This is a genomic window from Tateyamaria algicola (assembly GCF_047715485.1).
Lineage (GTDB): Bacteria > Pseudomonadota > Alphaproteobacteria > Rhodobacterales > Rhodobacteraceae > Tateyamaria.
On the sequence record NZ_CP180422.1, the window covers coordinates 1,279,604 to 1,303,792 of the forward strand.

General features: G+C 61.7%; 21 protein-coding genes and 2 pseudogenes. 12 read left to right on the forward strand and 11 right to left on the reverse strand.

Annotation, left to right across the window (positions count from 1 at the left end):
* The 4 genes from ACMHLQ_RS08660 (at nt 1) to ACMHLQ_RS08675 (ending at nt 4,383) form a co-directional block, all read left to right on the forward strand.
* Nucleotides 1–960 carry a glycine betaine ABC transporter substrate-binding protein gene (locus ACMHLQ_RS08660; RefSeq protein WP_415404374.1) on the forward strand — a complete coding sequence of 320 codons (960 nt, stop codon included), beginning with the start codon at nt 1–3 and terminating at the stop codon, nt 958–960.
* A gap of 101 nt (nt 961–1,061) precedes the next feature.
* A complete protein-coding gene (locus ACMHLQ_RS08665) occupies nt 1,062–2,117 on the forward strand; it encodes a quaternary amine ABC transporter ATP-binding protein (protein ID WP_415404375.1) in 1,056 nt (351 codons plus the stop codon).
* Nucleotides 2,114–3,655, forward strand: a complete 1,542-nt coding sequence (locus tag ACMHLQ_RS08670; protein ID WP_415404376.1) for an ABC transporter permease — start codon at nt 2,114–2,116, stop codon at nt 3,653–3,655. Before ACMHLQ_RS08665 ends, ACMHLQ_RS08670 begins: the two co-directional genes overlap by 4 nt.
* On the forward strand, nt 3,652–4,383 hold the full coding sequence (locus ACMHLQ_RS08675; protein WP_415404377.1) for an alpha/beta fold hydrolase: 732 nt from the start codon (nt 3,652–3,654) through the stop codon (nt 4,381–4,383). Before ACMHLQ_RS08670 ends, ACMHLQ_RS08675 begins: the two co-directional genes overlap by 4 nt.
* A 15-nt stretch (nt 4,384–4,398) precedes the next feature.
* Here ACMHLQ_RS08675 and ACMHLQ_RS08680 read toward each other — a convergent pair whose 3' ends face one another.
* From ACMHLQ_RS08680 to ACMHLQ_RS08695, 4 genes and pseudogenes are all read right to left on the reverse strand, one after another.
* Nucleotides 4,399–4,827 carry a universal stress protein gene (locus tag ACMHLQ_RS08680; protein WP_415404378.1) on the reverse strand — a complete coding sequence of 143 codons (429 nt, stop codon included), beginning with the start codon at nt 4,825–4,827 and terminating at the stop codon, nt 4,399–4,401.
* A pseudogene (locus tag ACMHLQ_RS08685) lies at nt 4,824–7,422 on the reverse strand (TRAP transporter permease). Before ACMHLQ_RS08685 ends, ACMHLQ_RS08680 begins: the two are co-directional and overlap by 4 nt.
* A gap of 86 nt (nt 7,423–7,508) precedes the next feature.
* A complete protein-coding gene (locus ACMHLQ_RS08690) occupies nt 7,509–8,477 on the reverse strand; it encodes a TAXI family TRAP transporter solute-binding subunit (protein ID WP_415404379.1) in 969 nt (322 codons plus the stop codon).
* Between the two features lie 35 nt (nt 8,478–8,512).
* On the reverse strand, nt 8,513–9,385 hold the full coding sequence (locus ACMHLQ_RS08695) for a MurR/RpiR family transcriptional regulator (protein WP_415404380.1): 873 nt from the start codon (nt 9,383–9,385) through the stop codon (nt 8,513–8,515).
* 100 nt (nt 9,386–9,485) lie between these two features.
* On the opposite strand from ACMHLQ_RS08695, the gene ACMHLQ_RS08700 reads away from it, so the two are divergent.
* Genes ACMHLQ_RS08700 through ACMHLQ_RS08710 form a run of 3 tightly spaced genes read left to right on the forward strand, consistent with a single transcriptional unit; the run spans nt 9,486 to nt 14,001 of the window.
* On the forward strand, nt 9,486–11,876 hold the full coding sequence (locus tag ACMHLQ_RS08700) for a GcvT family protein (RefSeq protein WP_415404381.1): 2,391 nt from the start codon (nt 9,486–9,488) through the stop codon (nt 11,874–11,876).
* Complete coding sequence (locus tag ACMHLQ_RS08705) at nt 11,873–12,682, forward strand: 3-keto-5-aminohexanoate cleavage protein (protein WP_415404382.1); 810 nt, start codon at nt 11,873–11,875, stop codon at nt 12,680–12,682. The genes ACMHLQ_RS08700 and ACMHLQ_RS08705 overlap by 4 nt, the downstream gene beginning before the upstream one ends.
* Nucleotides 12,682–14,001, forward strand: a complete 1,320-nt coding sequence (locus tag ACMHLQ_RS08710) for an aspartate aminotransferase family protein (RefSeq protein ID WP_415404383.1) — start codon at nt 12,682–12,684, stop codon at nt 13,999–14,001. Before ACMHLQ_RS08705 ends, ACMHLQ_RS08710 begins: the two co-directional genes overlap by 1 nt.
* 57 nt (nt 14,002–14,058) lie before the next feature.
* Here the strand turns inward: ACMHLQ_RS08710 and ACMHLQ_RS08715 are convergent, their stop codons facing one another.
* Entirely contained in the window at nt 14,059–14,538 is a 480-nt protein-coding gene (locus ACMHLQ_RS08715; protein ID WP_415404384.1) for an L-2-amino-thiazoline-4-carboxylic acid hydrolase, read from the reverse strand.
* Nucleotides 14,535–14,918, reverse strand: coding sequence for a RidA family protein (locus ACMHLQ_RS08720; protein ID WP_415404385.1), 384 nt, complete (start codon nt 14,916–14,918; stop codon nt 14,535–14,537). The genes ACMHLQ_RS08715 and ACMHLQ_RS08720 overlap by 4 nt, the downstream gene beginning before the upstream one ends.
* 147 nt (nt 14,919–15,065) lie before the next feature.
* Here ACMHLQ_RS08720 and ACMHLQ_RS08725 point away from each other — a divergent pair, with 147 nt between their 5' ends.
* Nucleotides 15,066–15,659 (forward strand): LysR family transcriptional regulator, encoded by a 594-nt coding sequence (locus tag ACMHLQ_RS08725; RefSeq protein WP_415404386.1) that lies wholly within the window; start codon nt 15,066–15,068, stop codon nt 15,657–15,659.
* On the opposite strand, the gene ACMHLQ_RS08730 is transcribed toward ACMHLQ_RS08725, so the two are convergent.
* Nucleotides 15,634–16,854: an MFS transporter gene (locus tag ACMHLQ_RS08730; protein ID WP_415404387.1), complete on the reverse strand. Its 1,221-nt coding sequence runs from the start codon at nt 16,852–16,854 to the stop codon at nt 15,634–15,636. The two genes, ACMHLQ_RS08725 and ACMHLQ_RS08730, sit on opposite strands and share 26 nt — an antisense overlap.
* Before the next feature lie 182 nt (nt 16,855–17,036).
* Here ACMHLQ_RS08730 and ACMHLQ_RS08735 point away from each other — a divergent pair.
* The 4 genes and pseudogenes from ACMHLQ_RS08735 (at nt 17,037) to ACMHLQ_RS08750 (ending at nt 20,450) form a co-directional block, all read left to right on the forward strand.
* Nucleotides 17,037–18,178 (forward strand): annotated as a pseudogene (locus ACMHLQ_RS08735) (lytic murein transglycosylase).
* Nucleotides 18,179–18,283: 105 nt separating this feature from the next.
* Nucleotides 18,284–19,198 (forward strand): MBL fold metallo-hydrolase, encoded by a 915-nt coding sequence (locus ACMHLQ_RS08740; RefSeq protein ID WP_415404388.1) that lies wholly within the window; start codon nt 18,284–18,286, stop codon nt 19,196–19,198.
* The gene (locus ACMHLQ_RS08745) at nt 19,195–20,142 is read left to right on the forward strand and encodes an MBL fold metallo-hydrolase (RefSeq protein WP_415404389.1); all 948 of its coding nucleotides are present in this window, start codon (nt 19,195–19,197) and stop codon (nt 20,140–20,142) included. The genes ACMHLQ_RS08740 and ACMHLQ_RS08745 overlap by 4 nt, the downstream gene beginning before the upstream one ends.
* Entirely contained in the window at nt 20,139–20,450 is a 312-nt protein-coding gene (locus tag ACMHLQ_RS08750; RefSeq protein ID WP_415404390.1) for a YeeE/YedE thiosulfate transporter family protein, read from the forward strand. The genes ACMHLQ_RS08745 and ACMHLQ_RS08750 overlap by 4 nt, the downstream gene beginning before the upstream one ends.
* A 1-nt stretch (nt 20,451) precedes the next feature.
* Here ACMHLQ_RS08750 and hemA read toward each other — a convergent pair whose 3' ends face one another.
* From hemA to ACMHLQ_RS08770, 4 genes are all read right to left on the reverse strand, one after another.
* On the reverse strand, nt 20,452–21,669 hold the full coding sequence (hemA, locus tag ACMHLQ_RS08755) for a 5-aminolevulinate synthase (protein ID WP_415404391.1): 1,218 nt from the start codon (nt 21,667–21,669) through the stop codon (nt 20,452–20,454).
* Nucleotides 21,669–22,097: a DUF302 domain-containing protein gene (locus ACMHLQ_RS08760; RefSeq protein WP_415404392.1), complete on the reverse strand. Its 429-nt coding sequence runs from the start codon at nt 22,095–22,097 to the stop codon at nt 21,669–21,671. Before ACMHLQ_RS08760 ends, hemA begins: the two co-directional genes overlap by 1 nt.
* Before the next feature lie 92 nt (nt 22,098–22,189).
* Nucleotides 22,190–23,455, reverse strand: a complete 1,266-nt coding sequence (locus tag ACMHLQ_RS08765) for an FCSD flavin-binding domain-containing protein (protein WP_415404393.1) — start codon at nt 23,453–23,455, stop codon at nt 22,190–22,192.
* A 24-nt stretch (nt 23,456–23,479) separates the two neighbouring features.
* Nucleotides 23,480–24,187 carry a c-type cytochrome gene (locus tag ACMHLQ_RS08770; protein WP_415404394.1) on the reverse strand — a complete coding sequence of 236 codons (708 nt, stop codon included), beginning with the start codon at nt 24,185–24,187 and terminating at the stop codon, nt 23,480–23,482.
* Nucleotides 24,188–24,189: the final 2 nt, after the last annotated feature.

The following is a 24,189-nucleotide window of genomic DNA, read 5'->3' on the forward strand; positions in this document are numbered from 1 at the left end:
ATGTCACTCAAAAACAAAATCTTGACGGCGACGTTGCTGACAGCGATCAGCGCGCCCGCCTTCGCCGAGGAAGTCAAGATCGGCGTACCAACCTGGACGGGCGCGCAGGCCATCGCGCATCTGCTGGGCGCGGTTGTCGAAAACCGCATTGGCGGCACTGTGGAATTTGTGCCCGGCAACAACGCGACCATCTTCCAGGCGATGGATCAGGGCAAAGGCGATATCGACGTGCACCCTGACGTTTGGCTGCCCAACCAGGAAAGCTTTACCAAGCAGTATGTGGATGGCGCCGGCACGGTGACCCTGTCCTCGAACCCCTATGCGGGCAACCAGGGCTTCTGCGTGTCCAAGGACTTTGCAGCCGCCAACGACATCACCGACATTGCTGATCTGGGCCGCCCGGATGTGGCCGCGCTGATGGACAGCGATGGCAATGGCAAGGGCGAGATGTGGATCGGCGCACCCGGCTGGGCCTCGGCCAACGTGAACGAGGTCAAGGTGCGCGACTACGGCCTGCTTGATTTCATCGAGCCGATCCGCGCCGAGGAAAGCGTGAAAACCGCGCGCATCAAGGATTCCATCGCAAAGGGCGAAGGCTATGCGTTCTATTGCTATGAGCCCCATGCCGTCTGGTATCAGTTCGACGTTGTCATGCTGAGCGAGCCGACATTTGACCCGGCGAAATACGTCATGGTGCAGCCCTCGGATGATGCCGACTGGTATGAAAAATCCAGCGTCGCCACCAAGGACGACCTGAAAGAGGTGCAAATCGCATGGTCGAATTCGCTGGCTGATCGTTCGCCTGCGATTGCGGAATTCTTCGAACGCTTCTCGCTCGAAGCCAGCGATGTCAGCAACTTTGCTTATGAGATCAGCGGCAAGGGTCGTGATCCGGCTGAAGTGGCCAAAGAATGGGTCGACGCCAACCCCGAGCGTGTTGACGCGTGGCTGGGTCTGTAAGCTGCAGATGACCTGAAAAGACCGTTGGGCCCGACATGTGCGGGCCCATCCCACCCACCGGCACTGCCCCTGCGCCGCGCCCCCGGAAAACGGACCCCGTCATGAGTGATGAAACCGTTATCGAAATCTCCAATGTCTGGAAGATTTTTGGCGCGCACCCCAAGGACGCGTTGAAGGCGATCCGCGAACAGGGGTTGAACAAGGCCCAAGTGCTCGACAAATTCAACGCCGTTGTGGGCGTGGCCGATGTCAGCCTGTCGGTCAATCGGGGCGAGATTTTCTGCATCATGGGCCTGTCCGGCAGTGGCAAGTCGACCCTGGTGCGCCACTTCAATCGCCTGCTCGAACCCACCGATGGCCAGATCCTGATCGAAGGCACCGATGTCATGGGCCTGGGCCCGAAAGAGCTGCAATCCTTCCGCAATCGCAAGATCGGCATGGTGTTCCAGAACTTTGCCCTGATGCCGCACCGCTCGGTCCTCGACAACGTGGCGATGCCCTTGGAAATCCGGCAGGTCAGCAAGAATGACCGCATGCGTCAGGCCGCCGCGATCCTCGACATTGTCGAGTTGGGCGCGTGGGGATCCAAGTTTGCACATGAATTGTCGGGCGGCATGCAACAGCGCGTGGGGCTGGCCCGTGCGCTGGCCGCCAACCCGGACGTGTTGTTGATGGACGAACCCTTCAGCGCGCTTGATCCGTTGATCCGCCGCCAGTTGCAGGATGAATTCATCCGTCTGTCGAAAATCCTCAAGAAAACCACCGTATTCATCACGCACGATCTGGACGAGGCCGTGCGCATCGGCGACCGCATCGCGATCATGCGCGACGGGCGATTGGTGCAAACCGGCACGGCCGAAGACATCGTGATGAACCCCGCCGATGACTATGTGGCCGATTTCGTCGCTGGCATCTCGCGCCTCAAGGTCGTCCATGCCCATGCGGTGATGCAGCCCCTTGATGCCTACATGCAGCGCGAAGGGCCATTGGCCGATGGTGCGCCCCGCGTGGGCGCCGACGAAACACTCAGCACGCTGATCAATCTGGCGATTGATCATGACAGCGCAATCCTCGTCACCCGGGACGAGGCTGACGTTGGCGTCATCACCCGCAGCGATATCCTGCGCACCGTTGTTGAAGGGACCGAAATGTCATGAAAGATGATATGCAAAACCCGCTGGAAGCGACGGATACCGAAGCCGCCCTTGCCTACGCATCAGAGCGGCGCGACAACATCCGCCGGTTTGTTCGGACGAACCCAGATTACTACATCGCGCAATTCGACAAGATCGGCGAAAGCGCCAAGTTCACCGCGACCTTCAATGCCATGGCCGGTCTGTTCGGACCCGTCTGGTTCGGTGCGCGCGGGTTGTGGTCATGGGCCCTGCCCTTCCTGATCCTGGAAACGCTGGCCTTCGTCCAGATGGCGCGGGGGCTGTTCGGCGATCTGGCGGCCGATGCCTTTGCGCGCATCGCCTCGATCGAAGGCACGCTTGAACTGCGCCGCCAACAACTGGCCGCAGCCATCGAAAGCGAGTCGGATAAGGTCGACGTCTATCAACGCACCGTCGACTCGCTCGAGGGGGCCATCGGCGGCATCCGGGCCGAGGCCGAGGCGCTGTCGGAACAGGGGATATGGATTGCCCTAACCGGCCTGATCATCCTGATCGTCGTCAAGGCCGTGCAGGCCACCGTTGCCAACTGGGCCCTTGAGTCGCGTTTTTCCGAGTGGCTGTCGAACTCCGACGTGCGCTCTGGCCTGCCCGTGCCGCACATCGTCTTCAGCGCGATTTTCATGGTGCTGATCGTGGTCGCCGCCATGATGCACTACAGCTTTCCGGGTCGCTTCAGCCTGCTCAGCGACTTTCCGACCAACCCGGAGTACCGCCTGACCAGCATCGCATGGGTCGAGGCGTTCTTTGCCTTCTGCGTGGCCAATGGCGAGGTGCTGTTTGACTTCATCACTTATGGTATCCGGATGATCCTCGACGCGCTGGAGCTGGTCTTTGTCAGCACGCCGTGGATCGTGATCGCGAGCCTTATCGTGCTGCTCACATGGCTCACCGCTGGCATTCGCACCGCGATCTGGTCGGCGGCTTTCCTGTCCTACATGGGGCTGTTGGGGTTCTGGGAAAAGGCGATGACGACGCTGGCGCTGCTGGGCACCGCCGCCTGCCTTTCGATCATCATCGGCATCCCGCTGGGGATGTTCTGTGCGCGCCGCCCACGGTTCTATTCGTTCATCCAGCCCATCATGGATTTTATGCAGACGATGCCCGCCTTCGTCTTCATGATCCCCGTGATCGCGTTTTTCGGCACCGGCAAACCGGCCGCCGTTGTCACCACGATGATCTTTGGCGGCACGCCTGTTGTGCGCCTGACTGTCCTTGGCCTGCGCGGCGTGCCGGATAGCGTGCGCGAGGCCGCAATCTCGTTCGGGGCGAACAAGTGGTATCTGCTGACGCGGGTTGATCTGCCCCTTGCCAGTCCGTCCATTCGGGCGGGGATCAACCAGACGATCATGCTGTCGCTGGCGATGGTTGTTGTGGCCTCGCTGATCGGGGCCAAGGGACTGGGCGAGGACGTGCTGGAAGCGCTGCAATACGCCAATGTCGGTCAGGGTATCCTGGCCGGGTTCGCGATCCTGTTCTGCGCCATGATCCTTGATCGTATCGTGCAGGGCCAGCGCAAGTGACACCCCTCGTTCTGGTCCATGGGTTCATGGGCGGAAGTGGGCAATGGGCGCCGCAGATGCGCGCCCTGGCGCAGCATCAGGACATCATCGCCGTCGATCTGCCGGGGTTCGGCAACAGCGCAGACCAGCCCCCCATTGCGGCGATCCGCGAATTTGCGGACTGGGTGATCGGGGACCTCACGCGCCGCGGGGTTGGGCGCTATCACCTTCTGGGTCATTCGATGGGTGGCATGATCGCGCAAGAGATCGCGCGCCTGGACAGTGAGCGCATTGAACGATTGGTTCTATACGCAACGGGCGCCGTGGGCGTGTTGCCCGGACGGTTCGAGACGATTGAAACCAGCAAACAGCGGGCGGTAAGCGACGGGGCACGGGCCACCGCCCGACGCATCGCCGCCACCTGGTTTCTGGATCGCGAAGACGCCCCCGCATTCGAAGGCTGTGCAGCAATTGCAGAGCAGGCCGGGCTGCCCGCAATCACGGCGGGGCTTGACGCCATGCAGGCCTGGTCAGGCGAGGGATCACTGGCGCAGATCAGCGCCGAAACGCTGGTGATGTGGGGCGATGGCGACCGCACCTATCCGTGGCAACAGATCCAGTTGCTGTGGCAGAACATCCCAAAGGCCGGTCTGGCCGTCATACCCGGATGCGCCCACGCCGTTCACCTGGAAAAGCCGGATATGTTCAACGCGTTGCTGCACGACTTTATCGGGCCGCGGGACAGGTAGGCCGCCCGCCCGCCGCTACATCCTGAAAACCAGCGTCGACACTGGCGACAGCCGCGCGATCCGGGCCGAGTTTGGGCCCAGCAGCTTGTCTGCCATGTCGGGCTTGTGCGCCCCCACGATCACCATGTCCGCGTTGCTTTGCCCAATGGCTTTCAGCACCTGTTCATAGACCACGCCGATTTCAACGATGTGCTGCACCTGTTCACGGTCAGGCAATGCGGATTTGACCAGCGCATGCAGCGCCTCGTTTGCCGCCTGCGCCGCCTCTTTCAACGTGCCATCCTTGAAAAAACTGCCCACCCAGGACGAGTTGTAGTCGGGCAGGACAGTCACCACGCTGAGCGTCGCGTCGTACAGGTTTGCAAGGCGATCCGCCTCTCTCAGCAGGCTGCGTGCGTCTTCGGAATGGGTCAGATCGACCGCGCAAAGAATATGCTCTGTCATGCGATTGCTTCCTCAGCCTCATGTGTACGCTTGCGGCGCATTTGCAGCAGCCAGACCACCAGCAACAACAGCAGCGCAGGGATGTAGAACAGCTCTTTGGGTGCGCGGTCTGCGGCGACGTCCAGTTCGACCACCTCCCAGTCAAAGTCGATGCCCAACTGTTCGGCGGGTCCGCCAAAGTTCAGGTTGTCGACAAAAATCTTGCCGTCCTCATCGCGGAATTCGATACCCGCACCGTTCAACAATCGGGTGCTGCCATCCTCGCCCATCGGGCCCACCGGCAACAGGTACCGCGCGTCCACCATATCCCCGTTCAGGTTCTCGCCCGACAGGCGCACCCGCAGCGATGCATTGTCATCTGCCGCCTCGGCCATCGTGAACAGCTCGGCCCCTGGACGCGAGACAAATTCAGGCTGCAACTGGTTCAGGAAGTATCCCGGCTGGAACAGGATGAACGCGGCCAGCAATAGCGCCGCACTTTCCCACAGTCGTGATTTCACCATGAAGTAGTTCATCGTGCCCGCCGCAAAGAGCAGCATGGCAATCAGCGCGGTGATAAAGACGAACACGGCCTGCACCGGCCCCACGTCGATCAGCAGCAGATCGGTGTTGAAGATGAACAGGAACGGCAAAAGCGCGGTCCGGATCGAATAGAAGAACGCTTGGAAACCGGTCTTGAGCGGATCCCCCTTGGAAATTGCGGCGGCCGCGAAACTGGCGAGGCCCACAGGTGGCGTCACATCCGCCATGATCCCAAAGTAGAAGACGAACATGTGGACCGCGACCAGCGGCACGATCAGACCGTTTTGCGCACCCAGTTCAACCACGACCCCGGCCATCAGCGACGACACCACGATGTAGTTCGCCGTTGTCGGCAGACCCATGCCCAGGATGATCGAGATCACGGCAACAAAGAACAGCATGGCGAGCAGATTGCCCCCCGACAGGAACTCGACAAATTCGGCCATCACCTGGCCAATGCCGGTCAGCGTCACAGCGCCGACGATGATCCCGGCAACACCCATCGCAGCCGCAAGGCCGATCATGTTGCGCGCGCCCGCGATCATGCCTTCGGCAATGTCCGAAAACCCGTTCTTGATCTGGCCCACGACGTCACCCTGTTTGCGGAAATATGCCTTGAGCGGGTTCTGCGTGAGCAGGATGAAAAGCATGAACACCGTCGACCAGAACGCCGAGAGGCCCGGCGATTTCCGCTCGATCATCAGCAGGTACATCAACAGCAAAATCGGCATGAGGTAGTGGATGCCGGTTTTGAAAATCTCCTTGGTTGGCGGCAGGTGCTGCATGGACTCAAGGCTCATGTCCAAATCCGGCCCCTGCGCGGCAAAGCGGACGGCGGCGATGTAGGCCACCAGTATCAGCCCAAGGATCACATAAAGCGACGCGCCCCCGAAAACCGAGCCGAGCGTGTCGACAACCAGACCGGTCGCAAACAGCAGGCCGCCCGCAATCACGATGGAAATGGCGATGATAAAGATCGCGCCCAGCATGAACTTGATCGGGTTCATGCGGCTGGTGCCGGTCATGCCCATCTTCAGCGCCTCGAGGTGGACGATGTAAACCAGGGCGACATAGGAAATCGCCGCCGGGACAATCGCGGTCTTCACCACCTCGACATAGGAAATCCCGACATACTCTGTCATCAGAAAGGCTACGGCCCCCATCACAGGCGGTGTCAAAACGCCGTTGATCGAGGACGACACCTCGACCGCGCCCGCCTTGGTGGGGGAAGCCGACCTTTTTCATCAGCGGGATGGTGAACGTGCCGGTGGTCACGACGTTGGCGATGGACGATCCCGAGATCAGGCCCGTGGCGGCAGAGGCGATGACGGCGGCCTTGGCCGGTCCGCCACGCAGGTGGCCAAGGGCGGCAAAGGCGAGTTTCAGGAAGTAGTTGCCCGCGCCCGCCTGGTTCAGAAGCGAGCCGAACAGCACAAACAGAAACACGAACCCAGAGGACACGCCCAGAGCGACGCCGAACACGCCCTCGGTCGTCAGCCACATGTGGCTCATCGCCTTGTTGAAGGATGCCCCCTTCCACTGCACGACTTCGGGCAGTCCGGACCACGACCCGAAGAAGACGTAAGCGAGGAAGAACAGGGCCACGCCCATCAACGGCAGACCAAGCGAGCGGCGCGCAGCCTCGAGCAGCAGGACGAGGCCCACACCGGCCATGATGACATCTGTCGTGCTTGGGTTGCCGGTCCGCTGCGCGACGCCGCGATAATCCCACCATAGGTAAGACGCGGCAATCGCAGCGACGATCGCCACCACCCACGTGATTTTCGGGATGTGGTGGCGCGGGCTGGATTTCAGGCCGGGAAAGGCAAGGAAGGCAAGAAGAACGGCAAAGCCGAGGTGGATCGCGCGGGTCTGCGTGTCATTCCACACGCCCATGCCCAGCATGAAGGGCAAGGGAGATGCGATCCAAAGCTGGTAGATGGCCCAGACCAGCGGCAGATACCAAAGGGCCGCCTTGTCAAAGCCTCCGGTCGGGGACCGTCCGCCTGTATCCGCATCCGCAAGGATGTCCTCCAGAGCGGTGTCGCCCTTGTTGGTTGCCGCGTCCGTCATACCATCCCCCAGCTTTTATCTTGTTTTGGGTGTGCTCCGGCCCGCGCGCAACGCGGGGCCGGAACCTTTGTCATGGCGATGCCGGATTACATCCAGCCACGCTCGGCATAGTATTTTGCGGCACCGGGGTGCAGCGGTGCAGACAGACCGTCCTTGATCATCTGCTCTTCTGTCAGGCGACCGAAGGCGGGGTGCAGTTTCTTGAAGTCATCGAAGTTTTCAAAGATCGACTTCACCAGCACATAGACCACCTCGTCAGGCGTTTTCGCATCTGTCACGAAGGTCGCCTTGGGGCCCCAGGAGGCCACATCGTCTTCGTTGCCCGGGTACAGGCCCGCGGGGATCGTGGCCGCAGCATAGGCCGGGTTGGAGGACAGCACCTTGTCTGTGCCCGATGTGGTCAGGTCCAGCAGTTTGATGTCACAGGTCGATGTCGCTTCCATGGTCGAGCCATTGGGCAGACCGGCGGCCCAGATGGCGGCGTCGATCTTGCCGTCGCACAGGGCGGCGGATTGCTCGGAGGACTTCAGTTCGGCAGCCAGGGCGAAATCAGATGGCGACACGCCAGCGGCTTCCATCAGAACATCCGCCAGAACCCGTGTCCCGGACCCGGGGTTGCCGATGTTGACGCGCTTGCCCTTCATTGCACCGACACTGTCGATGCCGCTGTCGCCGCGCACCATCACGTGCATCGGTTCGGGGTGGACCGAGAAGACGGCCCGCAGATCGCCGTAAGGCTCGTCACCGTCAAAGGCGCGCACACCTTCGATGGCCGCCGATTGCACGTCCGACTGCACGACGCCAAAGTCCAGTTCGCCCTCACGGATCGTGCGGGTGTTGTAGACAGAACCACCCGTCGATTCGACCGAGCAGCGAATGCCGTGCTCTTTGCGTCCCTTGTTCACCAGACGGCAGATCGCGCCACCGGTGGGGTAGTAGACGCCGGTCACACCGCCGGTGCCGATGGTGATAAAGGTCTGCTGGGCACTTGCCGCCCCGGCAAGACCCAAGGTCGCGGCCAGCGCTGCGCCCGTAAGAATATTTTTCACAAACATATGGTTTTCTCCCTGATGAGGTTTGCGGTTCTTGGTTATGAGGCCCAGTTTTCTCCCAGGCGGTCAATCTGTATTTCAGCGGCGCGGATCATATCCTCGGCCTCGGGGCCTGCGCGCGCAAGCAACATGCTGACAATTGCCTCCATCAGCACGAGCGTTGCGACATATGATGAAAAGAATTGCGGGCTTTCTGTCGAGGTGACAAAGCCGTAATCGGAAAATTGCAGCGCGGGTGACGTCCGGCTGTCGGTAATGACCAATGTGACGGCACCTGCCTCTTTTGCGACCTTTAGGGCGGCGATGGTGCGGCGCGCATAAGGTGCCTTGGCCAGTGCAAACACCACATCCCCGGGGCCAAGCCGCGAGAGCGAGGGTGACAGTTCGGTGCCATTGCGCCCCACCGTCTTCCAGTTGGCCTTGAACCAATGGGCCATGTAGGCAAAGTAGTCCATGATCCCGGCCGACCCTTTGGCCCCGACCAGCAACACCGTGCGCGCATCGTGCAGACACTGCACTGCCGCATCCAGTCGTGCCGGGTCAATCGCGCCCTGAAGCGTTTCGATATTGGCGATGCACGCCGCTGCCTGGTGCCGCAGGATCGCCGCGCTTTCCTGTTCAGAGGCGGCAATGCGCAGCGAATGCGCCCGCTCGGAAAAGGGTGAAATCTTGCGTTCGACGGCTTCACGGCCATCTTCGCGCATCTCTTCGTAATCGACATAGCCCAGCGCGCGCGCCAGCCGGGAAAACGTTGCGGGCGACACGCCACTCGTCGATGCGACAGCGCGCAAGGACCGCGTGGCCACATCGACCGGGTTCTCAGCCACATACTTTGCTGCAATCTGCAGCTTGTCGCTCAGCCCGGCATAGGACCCGTTGATGCGGTCCTGAATGGTCACGGTGTCGTCCACGAATCCCCCAATGCGGCGTGAAACTGACTGTTTCAATTGTTTTCCGTCTTGTCAACTTTTGAAACAAATGTTTCATTTGAGCGCAACCAAGGGACTCACCATGTCAGATTCCGCACTCCCCTCCCATGCTTCCGTTGTCGTCATCGGGGGCGGCATCATGGGCTGTTCTACCCTTTATCACCTGGCGGAAATGGGCCTGTCCGATGCTGTCCTGCTTGAACGCAACACGCTGACGTCCGGCACCACATGGCATTCCGCAGCGCAGGTGCGCGCCTTGCGGCACTCGCACAACCTGACGCGCATGATCCAGTACTCGGTCGATCTGTATTCCCGCCTTGAACAGGAAACCGGGCAGAATGTCGGGTGGATACAAAAGGGCAGCCTGTCAATTGCCACCACACCGGATCGGGCCACACATGTACGCCGCCAAGAGGCATTGGCCCACGCCTATGGCATTGCAGCCAACTGGATCAGCGCTGGCGAAGCGAAGGAACGCTGGCCCCTGATGAATGCGGATGACGTGCTGGGCGCCGTGTGGTCGCCCGAAGACGGTCGTGTGTCACCCTCGGACGTGTGCGCCGCACTGATCAAAGGTGCAAAATCGCGCGGCGCCCGCATTTTTGAAAAGACAGGGGTCACCGCCGTTTTGACCCGCGATGGCCGCATCACCGGCGTGGAAACCACACAAGGTACGATACGGTGCGACGCGATTGCCCTGTGTGCCGGGCTGTGGTCGCGCGAGATTGGGGCGATGGCGGGCGCAGAGGTACCCGCCCTCGCCTGCGAGCATTTCTATCTGCTGACCAAGCCCATTGATGGCATCACGGGCAACATGCCAACGCTCAGCGACCACGACAACCATCTGTACATTCGGGATGACAGCGGCGGCCTGTTGGTCGGGTGTTTCGAACCCATGGGCAAACCCATCGCTCCGGGCGTTCTGGGCAAGGATTTCGAATTCGGCTTGCTGGGCGAGGACTGGGACCATTTCGAGCCGATGATGTTGAACGCCCTCAACCGTTTGCCCGCGCTCGAGACGGCGGAGGTCAAGATGCTGCTCAACGGGCCAGAGAGCTTTACGCCCGACGGGATGTTCATGCTGGGCGAGACTGCTGAAACGCGCGGCCTGTTCCTGGGGTGCGGGATGAACTCGGTCGGCATGGCGTCGGGTGGCGGGGCCGGCATGAACCTGGCCCATTGCATCGTGCACGGGCACACAGCCTACGATCTGGGCGAAGCGGATGCGAAACGCTTTGCACCGGTATTCAACTCGGTCGATCACCTGATGGCCCGCGCACCCGAGATCCTGGGCACGCATTACGAAATTGCCTATCCCGGCCGCCAGTTGAAAACGGCCCGTGATCTGCGCCGCCTGCCCCTGGATGCGGAGTATCGCGCGGCGCAGGCCCATATGGGGCAGGTCTATGGCTGGGAACGCCCTCTTTACTTCGGCAAGACGCATCAGCCGCAGATGTCATTCGGGCGCCCCGACTGGTTCGAAAACGTCCGCGCCGAAGTACAGGCCGCCCACGAAAGCGCCGCGATCTTTGACGCCTCCCCCTTTGGCAAGATCGAGGTCCAGGGGCCAGACGCCTGCGCCTTTCTGCAACATGTCTGCATGCGCAACATGGATCGCCCCGCAGGACGCGCGATCTATTCCGCCGTGCTGAACGCACGTGGCACATACGAGTCCGACCTCACCGCTCACCGCATCGGGCATGATCACTATCGCCTGTTTGTCGGAACCAACGCGATCAAGCGCGATCTGGCCTGGCTGGCCCGGCATTCGGCAGGCTTTGACGTCACCCTGACCGACAGCACCGAAGATTACGCCGTTCTGGGCCTCATGGGGCCAGAGGCCGCCCGGATTGCCGCTGAAGTCGGCGCAGCCGAGTTGAACGATCTCGGTTACTTCCACGTGGGCCCGGCGCATATCGCAGGCAAGCACGTGCGCGCGGTGCGCATGTCCTATGTCGGTGAAGCGGGCTGGGAGATCACTTGCAAATCGGGAAACGCCCCGGCCATCTATGCGGCCCTGACCCAAGCCGGCGCGCGGCCCGCGGGCCTGTTTGCACAGACCTCGATGCGGATCGAGAAGGGGTTTGCGGCCATGGGCCACGAGTTGGACAGCGATATCAGCCCCGTGGGTGCAGGTATGGAAGGCATGGCCAAGACGCAGGGCGGCTTTGTCGGCGCAGACGCATTGGCGGAGCGGGTCAAGACCGAGACGCGATCGCTGGTGACCATCCTGTTGGACGACGATGATGCGGTGCCGATTGGGCATGAACCCGTGTATCTGGGCAACCGGATCATCGGGCAAACCACCTCGGCCGCCTATGGCTACCGTGTTGGTGCGCCCATCGCGTTGGCGCATGTCAGCGATGTGCAGGACGGGGCCATCATCACGCTGGACATTGCCGGGGTCAGGGTGCCGGGCCGCATGCAGATCGCGCCCGCCTTCGATCCGAAGGGCCTGAGGATGCGACCTTGAACCCCATTCCCAGGATCACCGTCGCCCCGAACGGCGCGCGTTTGCGCAAGGCAGATCATGCCGCCCTTCCCATGACGGCGCAGGAGTTGGCGCAGACCGCGTACGCCTGCCAAATCGCGGGTGCTGATGCAATTCACCTGCATGTGCGTGACGCACAAGGGCGTCACAGCCTTGATCCGGATATCTACAGAGATGCCATGGCGGCGGTGTCGCAAAGCGCGCCGGGCATGGGCATTCAAATCACGACCGAGGCCGGGGCGCGCTACGACGTCGCAGACCAGTTGCGTCTGCTGCAAACCCTGAAACCCGCAGCGGCCAGTATCGCCATCCGCGAAATAGCGCGAGCGCCTGAAATGGTGGCAGAGGTCTATGCCACGGCATCGACGCACAAAACGGATGTGCAACACATCCTCTATGGCCCCGGCTGCCTCGATCAGTTGCAAGACTGGTGGGCGCGCGGCTGGGCGCCCGAAACCATGCGGGATGCCATACTCGTTCTGGGCCGATATGACCCGCCGCGCGCGGGCAGGCCGGATGAGGTGAAGCCACTGGTGGATCTTGCGCACCGGGCCGGGCTGCGCGTCACTGTCTGCGCCTTTGGACCGGACGAACAGGCGTGTCTGTTGGCAGCAGCCGACATGGGCTGTAACCTGCGAGTCGGCTTCGAAAACAACCACGTTGCGCCAGCCGGAACCGTTTGGCCCGACAACGCAACGGCAGTGGCGTCCTTGCGAACTGCATTGCATACACATGTGGTAACAGGTTCACGCGACGCCAATCATGCTCAACCCAACGGAGTGTTCTGATGTCCCACGTCTTTCCTCGTCACTGCCACAAGACCCCGCCCGTCGCGGTGCGCGGCGCGGGCTGTTATCTTTATGACGACACGGGCAAGGCCTACCTTGACGGGTCGGGTGGTGCAGCGGTGTCCTGCCTTGGGCACGGCGATGCGGATGTGATTGCGGCGGTACAACAGCAGGTGGCCGACCTCGCCTTTGCCCATACCGGTTTTCTCACCTCCGAACCTGCGGAGGCGCTGGCGGATTTGCTGGCCGCACATGCGCCGGGGCGATTGGACCGGGTCTATTTCGTCTCTGGCGGGTCTGAGGCGACCGAGGCGGCGATCAAGCTGGCGCGGCAGTACTTTGTCGAAACGGGACAGCCCGAGCGGCGGCATCTGATTGCGCGCCAGCAAAGCTATCACGGCAACACGCTGGGTGCGCTGGCGGCGGGCGGGAACGCACTGCGCAAACGCCAATTCGAACCGCTGCTGGTCGAAGTGAGCCACATCGCGCCCTGCTACGAATATGTTCTGCGCGCCGATGACGAGAGTGCTGCGGAGTACGGGCAGCGCGCCGCGCAAGAGCTGGAGGACGAAATCCTGCGCCTCGGGCCCGACACAGTCATGGCCTTCATGGCGGAACCGGTGGTCGGTGCGACCCTTGGCGCGGTGCCTGCGGTCGAGGGGTATTTCAAACGCGTTCGCGAGGTTTGCGACCGATATGGCGTTCTGTTGATCCTGGACGAGGTGATGTGCGGGATGGGGCGCACGGGTCATCTGTTCGCCTGCGAGGCAGACGGGATTGCCCCGGACATCCTGTGCATCGCCAAGGGCCTTGGGGCCGGGTATCAACCCATCGGCGCGATGCTGTGCACCGACGTCATTTACGACGCGATCAAGGACGGCAGCGGGTTCTTTCAACACGGGCACACCTACCTCGGGCATCCCGTTGCCGCCGCCGCGGGTCTGGCGGTGGTGCGAAAGATCCTCGACCAGAACCTCGTGCAGCGGTCTGCCACGCAGGGCAAAACCTTGGCCGCCGCCTTGCACACACGCTTTGGGCAACATCCCCATGTCGGAGACATCAGGGGGCGTGGCCTGTTCCAGGGGATCGAACTGGTCGCCGACAGGGAAACCAAGGCACCGTTCGATCCGGCGCGCGGTCTGGCTGGCAAGATCAAGGCAGCGGCCTTTGAGGCCGGATTGATCTGCTATCCGATGCCGGGAACGCGCGATGGGCGGATTGGGGATCATGTCCTGCTCGCCCCGCCTTTTATCATCGCGGATGATCAGATCAATGAGTTGGTGAGCAAGCTGGGCGACGCCATTGATCGGGTCGTCTGATGGCGCAGCTATTCGGGAAAGCGCTCGGTCAAGATAGGCACACCTAGCGCCTTATCCTCACGCCTTTACGCTTAATCGCGTTCGGCAACATCCGGCCCTGCCCGGCGCCCAAGGCTCCAATTCATAGCTGAAACCGGCGGTTTCATAGACCGCCTCGTCAAACGCGGTTGCGCAGCGCAACAGTGTGCATACCTCTTCTTTGCTGCATCCCATGTCCAGCCACCCGTCCTTGAGGGGGCAGGTCATCATCTGGACATCAAGGCAGTTGTCGCTCAGTTCCCTGACTTTGGGCGCATAGGTTGCGCCCTCGTCCGGCCCAAGGAAATACGCCTGCAGCATGCCTTGAAAGTCGTCCGGCGAAAGGTGGGCAAGCGATGCGCCGACCTCCAGCCCATGCGCCCGGCTGGCGGCACGCATGACACTGACGGTCTCATCCTCACCGTAGCGCGCCGACAGTTCGCGAAACACTGCGAGGTAAATCCGCCCCCGATCCCGGACTGCGCTGTAGTGGAGTGTGGTCATCTCATCCTTGATCATTGTGCTGCCACCGCTTCGATTTCCAACAGCCACGCTTCGTCGAAAATACCGGCGATGATCACCGTCAACGCAGGCTCGTGTGCGCCCAGGACCTTTTTTCGCACGGCGCTGTTTTCGGCGCGGTATTTGCGATCCGACAGGTATGTCGTGTGGCGCACGATGTCGCCCATGCCCATACCCGCCGCCGCAAGCTGTGCCTCGACGTTTGCCCAGGCCTGTTCTGCCTGCGCGGTAAACGTGTCGGGCACGCTGCCGTCGGGGCGCACCGGAATTTGTCCGCTGACATAGACAGTGCGCGCACCACCCGACACAGCAACGCATTGCGCGTATCCGCTGTTGAGCGTGTGTGCCTGCGGGGACGTGATGTAATCGAGGGTCATGGCGCGCCTTTCACTGGTTCGAGGTTCGCCGCAACGCTATGCGCCACGGGGCCGCCCTCTCAACGCAGAAGACCTCTGGCAGAGGCATAGAAATACTAAGTCTGCATTGGCGATCATTTGTGCCATTCTTGGGCGGAAAGGATCGACATGACCTACAGGCTTCCATCATTGAACACCCTGCGCGCTTTCGAGGCCGCGGCCCGGCATCTCAGCTTCAAGACGGCCGCAAGCGAGTTGGGGGTGACGGCCGGCGCGGTCAGCCAGCAGGTCAAGAAACTCGAGGCGTCGTTGGGCATTGCGTTGTTTCGCCGCCTGCCGCACGGCTTGCTCTTGACCCATGAGGCAGAAACCTATCTGCCTGCCGTCACCAAGGTCTTTGAAGATCTGACCGCAGCGACCGAAGCCATAGCGCCAGAGATCAACGGCAAGAAGTTTCGGGTCGGTGTCTGCCCCTCGATCAAGGACGTGCTGCCAGCGCAGTGGCCACACCACACCGACACCCTGAAACACCATATCCGCGAGCGTGTCGAAACCGGTGATGTCGCGATGATCTGGACCAATGAAATCGACTGCCTGATCCGCAAGGCCGGCGGACCTTACGGAGAGCTGGCTGTCGCCAGTGTTCCCGGCGCACCCCCGTTGCATTTCGTGTGCAGGCCAGGTGTCGCGGACTGCCGGCAGTCGCAGGCCATCCTACATGACCTGTTCCACCACTTTACACCGGCTGTTTCCTCAAAGTGACCGCGGGCGAGTGGGCAATGATCGCCGCCTGCAGCCCAAAGCCGATCATGGCCACCCACAGGCACGCCTGCGCGCCGAAGGCACCGCCGACCAGCGCGGCAATGCCCGCACCCAGTGGGCGCGCACCGCGGGACAAAACGTTGATGGCCGACACACGCCCCAGCAGGGCGTTCGGGGTCACGGACTGGCGCAATGTGTTGGTGCTGATCACCCACAGCGTCGGCCCGATGCCGAGCAGCAGAAAGCTGATGGCGGCAAGCCAGGGCGATGGCACCCAGATCGTGATCACCATCAGGAGTGACGCGACGAACCCGCATATCGGGCCAACGGCGATCAAAGTGCCGAATGGCAGCAAGTGCAGCATCCTTGGCGCCAGAAAGGCCCCGCCCAGCATGCCGAGCCCCAACAGGCTCATGATCGCCCCCGTTTCCGATGCTGACAGGTGCAGATTGCGGATTGCGTAAGGCACGAACACCGCCATGAGGACAAAGAAGGCGGCGTTAAAAACGAATTGAGTGGCAAAGACCGGGGCGAGATAGGGATGCCCGAACACAAAGGCCGCCCCGTCCCGCACCTCTCTCCATGGGTGTTTCGTGGCAACGGGCGCGCGCGCAGGTTCAACGATGCGCGCCAGCAACGTCGCCGCCGCAATGGAAAGCCCACAGGCGAGCGCGAAAGCCGCCGCAGCGCCTGTCCAGCCCACCAGGGCGCCCCCGATGGCAGGCCCCGCGACAAAAGCCGACGTTGCGGCAAGTTCAAGCCGGCCATTCGCCCTGCCATAGTGGACTGAGGGCACAAGGGACGGGACCAACGCAGGTGCCGCCACAGTGAAGACAACGGTCCCGCACAATCCGATCATCCCGACAAGCCCCAGCACCCCAAGCGTCAGTTGATCGGCCATGAGCAGTGCGATGATCACTGCCAGCGATGTCGCGCGCACCGCCTCGGCAGTCGCCATCAGCCTTTGGCGCGGCATCCGGTCTACCAGCAAACCGGCGGGGATCGCCACCACCAGAAACGGTATGGTCAGCGCCACCTGCAGCCAGCCGACCTGCGCCACTGACGCGCCCAGAACGATCACTGCAATCAAGGGGGCCGCCGCCAGCACTATCTGTTCCGCCGATTGGGCAAGAAGGTTGGACCAGGCAAGACAGGCAAAGTTTCGACCGAGGGACGTTGATTGGGCGTGTTGCATCGTGGCGTCCGGGTTTGTTTGGCATGTCCCCAGTTGTCCGACGCTGTCCAAAACCGCACCAACCGTTTCTTGCGCATTCGTTCTGCCCGTTTCGGCGTGCGCGCGCGCATGGAGCAGCGCCCCGCCGTCCGCCGCATTATCGCCTTTCCATTTGCCCCGTCCTCGCTATCCTCACCGCCAAGATGAACCTGAACCGACGTCATTTCCTTGCCACCTGCGCCACGTTGAGTGTTGCCGCCTGTACGGGCGGGACACCCTCCCGGGCACCCTCGGGCGGGGGTGGTTTGCCAGCGGATTTGCGACCCACCCGCAATCCTGGTTTCGATGCGTGGGTGCAGGCGTTCAAGCCCCGTGCAACCCAGTCGGGGATCAGTGCCGCGACCTTGAATGCAGCGTTTGCCGATGCGGGGTATTTGCCCGGCGTCGTCACCCGCGACGGAAACCAGATCCAAACCCGCCGCACCCTCGAAGATTACCTGTCGATCACAGCCTCTGACGAACGGATCGCCAAGGGGCGTGCCGCCTATTCCAGAAACACCGGAACGCTGCGCGCCATCGAAGCACAATATGGCGTCAGCGCGTATATCGTGGCCGCGATCTGGGGTGTGGAAAGCCAATATGGCGAGAAACGGGGCGAGATACCGGTGATTTCTGCCACGGCGACCCTCGCTTATGACGGGCGTCGAGGTGACTTTTATGAATCGCAGCTGCTGGCCGCGTTGCGCATTCTTGATCGCGGCGACACGACACTGGCGCAACTGACCGGCAGTTGGGCCGGGGCGATGGGCCATACGCAGTTTATCCCCACATCCTATCAATCCTTTGCCGTTGATTTCACGGGCGACGGACGGCGCGACATTTGGGGCAGCGACCCCGCGGACGCGCTGGCCTCGACCGCGAGCTACCTGTCGCGCAACGGCTGGCGCAGCGGTTTGAAATGGGGGGCAGAATCTGGCACCGGTGGCCCCACGGGGCGCACGATCCAGCCGCAACGCGACGGGGTGCAATTCACCGTCACGCGCAACTTCAATGTGCTGAAAAGCTATAATAACTCAGACCTCTACGCGATTGGCGTTGGTCATCTTGCGGATCGGATCGCCGGGGCTGGGCCACTGCGAGGCACCTTCCCCCCGATGCCAATGGGCTGACCAAGGCGGATCGGTTGGCCGTCCAACGCGGGTTGGCGCGGCGCGGCTATGATGTCGGGACACCCGATGGCGTCATCGGCACAAAATCAAAGGCCGCCATCAGCGATTTTCAACGGCGTCAGGGCCTGGATGTCACAGGCGTTGCGACCCAAGACGTACTGGCGCGCCTGCGCTAAGCCCGGCACAAACACCCGATCTCGTTCAGCCAACCAACGCCTTGCATCTTGCTTTATGCTCCTAAATTCGTAAATATTCGCATATAAGAATTTATGGGGGTAAAGATGAACTTCAACCGACGGTCATTCCTGTCACGCGGTGCCGCGCTGTCTGCTGCGGCGTTGTCACTGCACCCCAAACTGCTGCGCGCCGACATCGGTGCAGCAACACTCACCACCGTCAGCGACGGAAGCCTGGTGCTGCCGGGAAGTTTCATTTTCGAGCCGATGCAACAGGATCAGCTCGCCCCAATTCTTGCTGATTTCGGCATTTCAAACGATCACCTGACCCCGGAATGCAATCTCGCGCTGTATCAGGATCAAGAGCGGACCGTTTTGTTCGACGTTGGCGCGGGGCCTGATTTCATGCCGACGGCAGGTCAGATCCTGAACAGCCTAAACGCTGCCGGTGTCGCGCCCGAGGACGTGACGCATGTCATCTTTACCCACGCGCATCCGGATCACATCTGGGGGTTGCTCGATGAATTTGACGACCCGCTTTTCTACAACGCGACCTACATGATGGGCCGGGCCGAGTGGGACTATTGGTGGAACCCGGAAACGGTGAACACGATTGGCGACGCGCGCGCCGCCTTTGCTGTGGGGGCCAAACGCCGGATGGAAGCCATCGAAGATAGCGTAGCGTTCTTTGATGATGGGCAAGAGGTGCTGCCCGGTATCGCCGCCGTGTCATCCCCCGGACACACGCCTGGCCACATGAGCTTTGAGATCCGCAGTGGCACCCAAAGTGCCCTGATCCTCGGCGATGCAATCGGCAATCACCATGTCGGGTTTCGCAAACCGGAGTGGATCAGCGGCTCGGACCAGGACGGCGCGTTGGCGGTCCAGACGCGGCAAATGCTGTTTGACCGGATCACATCCGAAGACATACAGATCGTCGGCTTTCACCTGCCAGAGGGCGGTATGGGCCGGGTCGACCGGGATGCAGAGGGGTATGTCTTTGTACCCGGAGCGGCATGATGCGCGGCCTTCTTGCACTGTTGGCCGTCGTGGCCCTACCCGTCTTCGCCAGCGAAGACATTGCGGACCAGTATCCGGGATCGCTTCTGTACTCGAAACCTGTCGAGGTCATCCCGCATGTGTGGTCGGCCATCGGGGCAACCGCGCCTCCGACCTATGAAAACAGCGGCCACAACAACAACCTCAGCTTTATCGTGACTGGCGACGGAGTTGTCGTGATCAATGGCGGCGCGGCTTACCTGTTGGCCAAGGCCCTGCATGACGAGATCAAGGTGATCACCGATCAGCCGGTAAAGCTGGTGATTGACGAGAACGGGCAGGGTCACGCGATGCTGGGCAACTCGTATTGGGCAGAACAGGGTGTGCCCATCCTGGCCCATGTGGATGCCGCCCACGAGATCGAAGAGCGGGGCAATCGCATCCTCGAGAACATGAAGCGGTACAATCGTGACAAGGCCGAGGGCACCTTTGTCGCGCCGCCGACCCACACGTTCGAAGACAATGAGGTCATCGAGATGGGCGCGTTCCGCATCGAGGTGCTGCATCTGGGCCCCGCGCACGGCCCCGGCGACACGCAGGTGTGGTTGCCCGAACAGGGCATGGTGATTGCGGGCGACATGGCCTTTCACGAGCGGATGTTGCCGATTTTCGAAGACACCATCATATTTGACTGGATCGAGACATGGGACTGCTGTTTTGAACCACTTGGCGCCACCTATGTCATTCCGGGGCATGGGCATCCGACCAACATGGCGCAGGTCCGGCGGTACACACGCGACTACCTTTTGCATCTGCGCGCAGTCGTCGGGGCGCATCTGGAGGCGGGCGGCGATCTGGCCGACGCCTACTATGTCGACCAATCGCCCTACGCCCATCTCGATACGTTCGAGGAGCTGGCCACGCGCAATGCGGGCCGGGTGTACGAGCAGATGGAGTTCGAGTGATCGACGGGTTTGCGCCAGATCAAGGACACAGCATCAACCGTTGGGTAGGTCATCCGGAAAAGACCAAAGGCGAGGCGCGTATTCAGCGGTTCGAGCCTGACACACCGATGGAGCGTTACCTGCTGGGCGGCATGTTGATGGGGTTCGGCAGCATGCTGGCCGGGGGCTGCGCCGTGGGCGCAGGCATGTCCGGTGGCGCAGTGCTTGCCGTGACCGCGTGGCTTGCGGTCTTCTGCATGTGGGTGGGCGCGGTGCTGACCAGCCTTGCCCTCACCTTCCGCCTTGATCGGGCGGCGATAGCTGGCTGACCTATTGTGCCGCCAGCGGCTGTCGTGCCAGGGCGCATTGGGTCCACAGCTGCCCGAGCGCGTGGATCAGCCGGTCGATATCCGCCGCTGAATGCACCGGCGACGGCGTGATCCGCAAACGTTCGGTCCCCTTGGGCACCGTGGGGTAGTTGATCGGCTGGATATAGATACCGTGGTCGCGCAACAGGATGTCCGAGATGTATTTGCATTTGACCGGATCGCCGACCATCACCGGGATGATGTGGCTGGGGTTGTCGATATGCGGTAAGCCGATTTCATCCAGCCGCGCGCGCACGGCGGCCACCCGGTCCTGCTGCGCCGCGCGTTCTGCCCCGCTGGACTTCAGATGACGGATCGAGGCTGCGGCCCCGGCTGCCACCGCTGGCGGCAGGGCGGTGGTAAAGATGAACCCGCTGGCAAAGGAACGCACGAAATCGCACAACTCGCCAGAGGCCGCGATATAGCCACCCATGACGCCAAAGGCCTTGCCCAGCGTGCCCTCGATCACGGTAAGGCGGTCCATCAGCCCTTCACGCTCGGCAATACCGCCGCCGCGGGGCCCGTAGAGGCCCACGGCATGCACCTCATCGAGATAGGTCATGGCGTTGTAGCGGTCGGCCAGATCGCAAATCTCGGCAATGGGCGCGATGTCACCGTCCATCGAATAGACGGATTCGAAGGCGATCAGCTTGGGCTGGTTCAGCGGCAGCGCGGCCAGTTTCGCCTCCAGATCGCGCAGGTCGTTGTGTTTCCAGATCAGCTTTTGCGCCTTGGAATGGCGGATGCCTTCGATCATGGACGCGTGGTTCAGCGCGTCCGACAGGACCACGCAACCGGGAATGCGCGCCGCCAATGTGCCAAGGGCGGCCCAATTCGACACATAGCCCGAGGTAAAAAGCAGCGCCGCCTCCTTGCCGTGCAGATCGGCCAATTCGGCCTCGAGCAAAACGTGGTCATGGGTGGTGCCTGAGATGTTGCGAGTGCCCCCTGCCCCGGCCCCCGTCCGATCCAGCGCGGTGTGCATGGCGCTTAGCACCGCAGGGTGCTGGCCCATCCCGAGATAGTCGTTCGAGCACCAGATGGTGACCTCGCCCGGTCCGTTGTGACAGGTCGCTTGGGGGAACGTGCCGCGATGGCGCTCAAGTTCGGCAAAATCGCGATAGTTTCCGTCGTCGCGCAGTTGGTCGAGTTCGGACCGGAAGAAGTCTTGGTAGTTCATCAGTTCTCGGCAGCCTCGGCAACGATATCGGCCAGCAGTTGCTGGACCTTTTGCATTTCACCCTCGGGGTATTGACGGTAGCCGATCATCACCCCGTCCGCGTCCTCGGCGACAAAGATACCGTAGGGGCAGTGGGCGATGTTCATCGGGTTTGCTTCCATCACCTCGCGCGACAGGACGGCAGAGCAGAAGATGTAGATGTCCGCCTCTTTGAACAGCGCGACCGTGCTGCCTACATCCGGGCCCGTCCGGTTCAGCATCTCGCCCGTGTGACTGACATAGTCGATGACCAGCCCCTGGCCGACAATCGCGCTTTCCAGAGCAAAGGCGGCATCCTCGAAACTGCCATCGAACGGTACGGTGATGGCCTCATCCGCATGCGCTGCTGCCGCCGCACCGAGGGCAGCGGCGAAAATCAGATGTTTCATGGACAGTCCTCCTTTTTCCCATGCCGTTCGATTTTGACCGGGTTTCGCAGCCCGTCCCTTGAGCAAGGTCAAGGGGCGGGGCCTATTTGCGATCAGCCGAACATGTCGGTGGTGATGCCCGTGTACCACCCTTCGGATTCCTCGTAGGTGGCCTTGCGCACTTCGGCGGATTCCCCGGTTTGCGAGATGAACCCGTCAACCTTGGCGATCTTTTCGTCCGTCGCCTCGTATGTGGCGCCAACCTTGACCCCGTCATTGGCGTCGATCAGCGACCAGCAGGTATTGGAGAATTTGGCCGGGAACACCTTGGATCCCGTCAGCGCGCCGCGCACGGCGTTGGCACAGACCTTGGCCTGGCTGTTGGCGGAAAAGCCTGATTTCGGCATATCGCCCTGCTGGCTGGCATCGCCCAGCACATAGACATCCGGGTCGGCCTTGGTCGACATGTCCGCGGCGTTGACCGGGGCCCAGTTGCCGTCAGTCACACCCGCGATGTCGGCGATCCTTCCTGCTTTCATCGCCGGAATCACGTTGCAGACGTCCACATTGGTGTCTTCGCCGTCGATGGTCACCACCATGTTGGCCGGGTCAACGGACACATTGCCGCCACCAAAGTCATCCCCGATCCAGTCGATCATACCCTCGTAGTGGTTGGCCCAACCTTCCTGGAACAGCGCCATTTTCGAGAACTTGGGCTTGGGATCGGCCACGATGATCTTGGCCGTTGGATTGTTGGCCTTAAGATAGTGCGCAACCATGGATACGCGCTCGTATGGTCCGGGCGGGCAGCGATAGGGGTTGGGTGGGGCTACCATGGCGAATGTGCCACCTTCGGGCATCGCCATCAGTTGCGCCTTGAGCAATTCGGTCTGTGAACCGGCCTTGTACGCATGCGGCATCGCGTTTTGCGCGGAGATGTCCCAGCCAGGGACGGCCATATCGACAAAATCGATGCCGGGGCTGAGGATCAGCTTGTCGTATTTCAGAGATGCGCCACCCGCCAGCGTCACCGTCTTGGCATCACGGTCGACCCCCACGGCCCAGTCATGCACGACATTCACGCCATTCGCGGCAAGGCCGCCATAGCTGTGGCCGATCTCGTCAATCTCCTTGAACCCGCCGAGGTAGAGGTTCGAGAAAAAGCAGGTGTAGTAGGTGCGCGTCGGTTCGATCAGCGTCACATCGACCGCGCCCTTGCTGTCCTTGGCGATGTAGCGCGCCGCGGTCGCCCCGCCTGCCCCGCCGCCGATCACGACGACGCGCGGTTTGCCATGGCCATCGGCCAACACCATCGGCGCGGCAACGCTTGCCGCGGCAATGGCAGATGTTCCAAGAAATGTCCGTCTGTTCAAAGTCATGTTTCTCTCCTCCCTAGGGTCGCCTCAATTTTCGAGGTCTTTGAAATACGCAGCCAACGCCGCGATCTCTTCGTCGCCCAATCGCCCGGCGATCATCTGCATGACCGGGTGATTGCGTTGCTTCTTCTTGTAGGCGTGCATGGCCACGACAAACTGATCCTCGGGCCAGAGCGTGATGGACGGAATGCCATCGTCACCCCCACTCACCTGATGGCATGTCGTGCATTCTCCGCTCAGGTAAGCGCCATATTCCGGGTCCCCCACAAGGGCGAGGATGGCCGGATCAAGGTCATGATCCTGCGCCTGTGCTGTCGGGTCCGCTTCGGGGATGTTCGACGGATCGTCCGAGAACTGCCGCAAATAGACGATCAGGTCGGCGCGGGCCTTGGGATCCCTGATCCCGCGAAAGCTCATCCGCGTTCCGCTTGTCATGGCGCGCGGATTTTCCAGGAACACATCGAGCGTGTCCGCATGCCATTCGAGCCCGCCCGCACCCGCGCGCTCGAAGCTCTTGGAATAGCGGAAGTCATCGAGGCTCGCGGCCTTGCGTCCGAAGAGACCGTTCAAATGCGGCCCGCTGCGGTGCTTGGCGCCTGATCCGATCTGGTGGCACCCTTTGCACTGCTGAAACACCTTTTCACCCGCCTCGGCATCGCCGGTCTCTGCCTGCACCGGCAGGGACAGCAGCCCAGCGATGGCCCATGGCAAGAGATATGCAAGCGCGCGGGTCATCA

Coding starts and splice junctions, on each gene's coding strand:
- ACMHLQ_RS08690 (WP_415404379.1), bottom strand. CDS start 8,477: ATGTTTGTGAAAAATATTCTTACGGGCGCAGCGCTGGCCGCGACCTTG.
- ACMHLQ_RS08720 (WP_415404385.1), bottom strand. CDS start 14,918: ATGACCCTCGATTACATCACGTCCCCGCAGGCACACACGCTCAACAGC.
- ACMHLQ_RS08725 (WP_415404386.1), top strand. CDS start 15,066: ATGACCTACAGGCTTCCATCATTGAACACCCTGCGCGCTTTCGAGGCC.
- ACMHLQ_RS08730 (WP_415404387.1), bottom strand. CDS start 16,854: ATGCAACACGCCCAATCAACGTCCCTCGGTCGAAACTTTGCCTGTCTT.
- ACMHLQ_RS08760 (WP_415404392.1), bottom strand. CDS start 22,097: ATGAAACATCTGATTTTCGCCGCTGCCCTCGGTGCGGCGGCAGCAGCG.
- ACMHLQ_RS08665 (WP_415404375.1), top strand. CDS start 1,062: ATGAGTGATGAAACCGTTATCGAAATCTCCAATGTCTGGAAGATTTTT.
- ACMHLQ_RS08710 (WP_415404383.1), top strand. CDS start 12,682: ATGTCCCACGTCTTTCCTCGTCACTGCCACAAGACCCCGCCCGTCGCG.
- ACMHLQ_RS08670 (WP_415404376.1), top strand. CDS start 2,114: ATGAAAGATGATATGCAAAACCCGCTGGAAGCGACGGATACCGAAGCC.
- ACMHLQ_RS08660 (WP_415404374.1), top strand. CDS start 1: ATGTCACTCAAAAACAAAATCTTGACGGCGACGTTGCTGACAGCGATC.
- hemA (WP_415404391.1), bottom strand. CDS start 21,669: ATGAACTACCAAGACTTCTTCCGGTCCGAACTCGACCAACTGCGCGAC.
- ACMHLQ_RS08765 (WP_415404393.1), bottom strand. CDS start 23,455: ATGACTTTGAACAGACGGACATTTCTTGGAACATCTGCCATTGCCGCG.
- ACMHLQ_RS08745 (WP_415404389.1), top strand. CDS start 19,195: ATGATGCGCGGCCTTCTTGCACTGTTGGCCGTCGTGGCCCTACCCGTC.
- ACMHLQ_RS08770 (WP_415404394.1), bottom strand. CDS start 24,187: ATGACCCGCGCGCTTGCATATCTCTTGCCATGGGCCATCGCTGGGCTG.
- ACMHLQ_RS08740 (WP_415404388.1), top strand. CDS start 18,284: ATGAACTTCAACCGACGGTCATTCCTGTCACGCGGTGCCGCGCTGTCT.
- ACMHLQ_RS08680 (WP_415404378.1), bottom strand. CDS start 4,827: ATGACAGAGCATATTCTTTGCGCGGTCGATCTGACCCATTCCGAAGAC.
- ACMHLQ_RS08715 (WP_415404384.1), bottom strand. CDS start 14,538: ATGATCAAGGATGAGATGACCACACTCCACTACAGCGCAGTCCGGGAT.
- ACMHLQ_RS08700 (WP_415404381.1), top strand. CDS start 9,486: ATGTCAGATTCCGCACTCCCCTCCCATGCTTCCGTTGTCGTCATCGGG.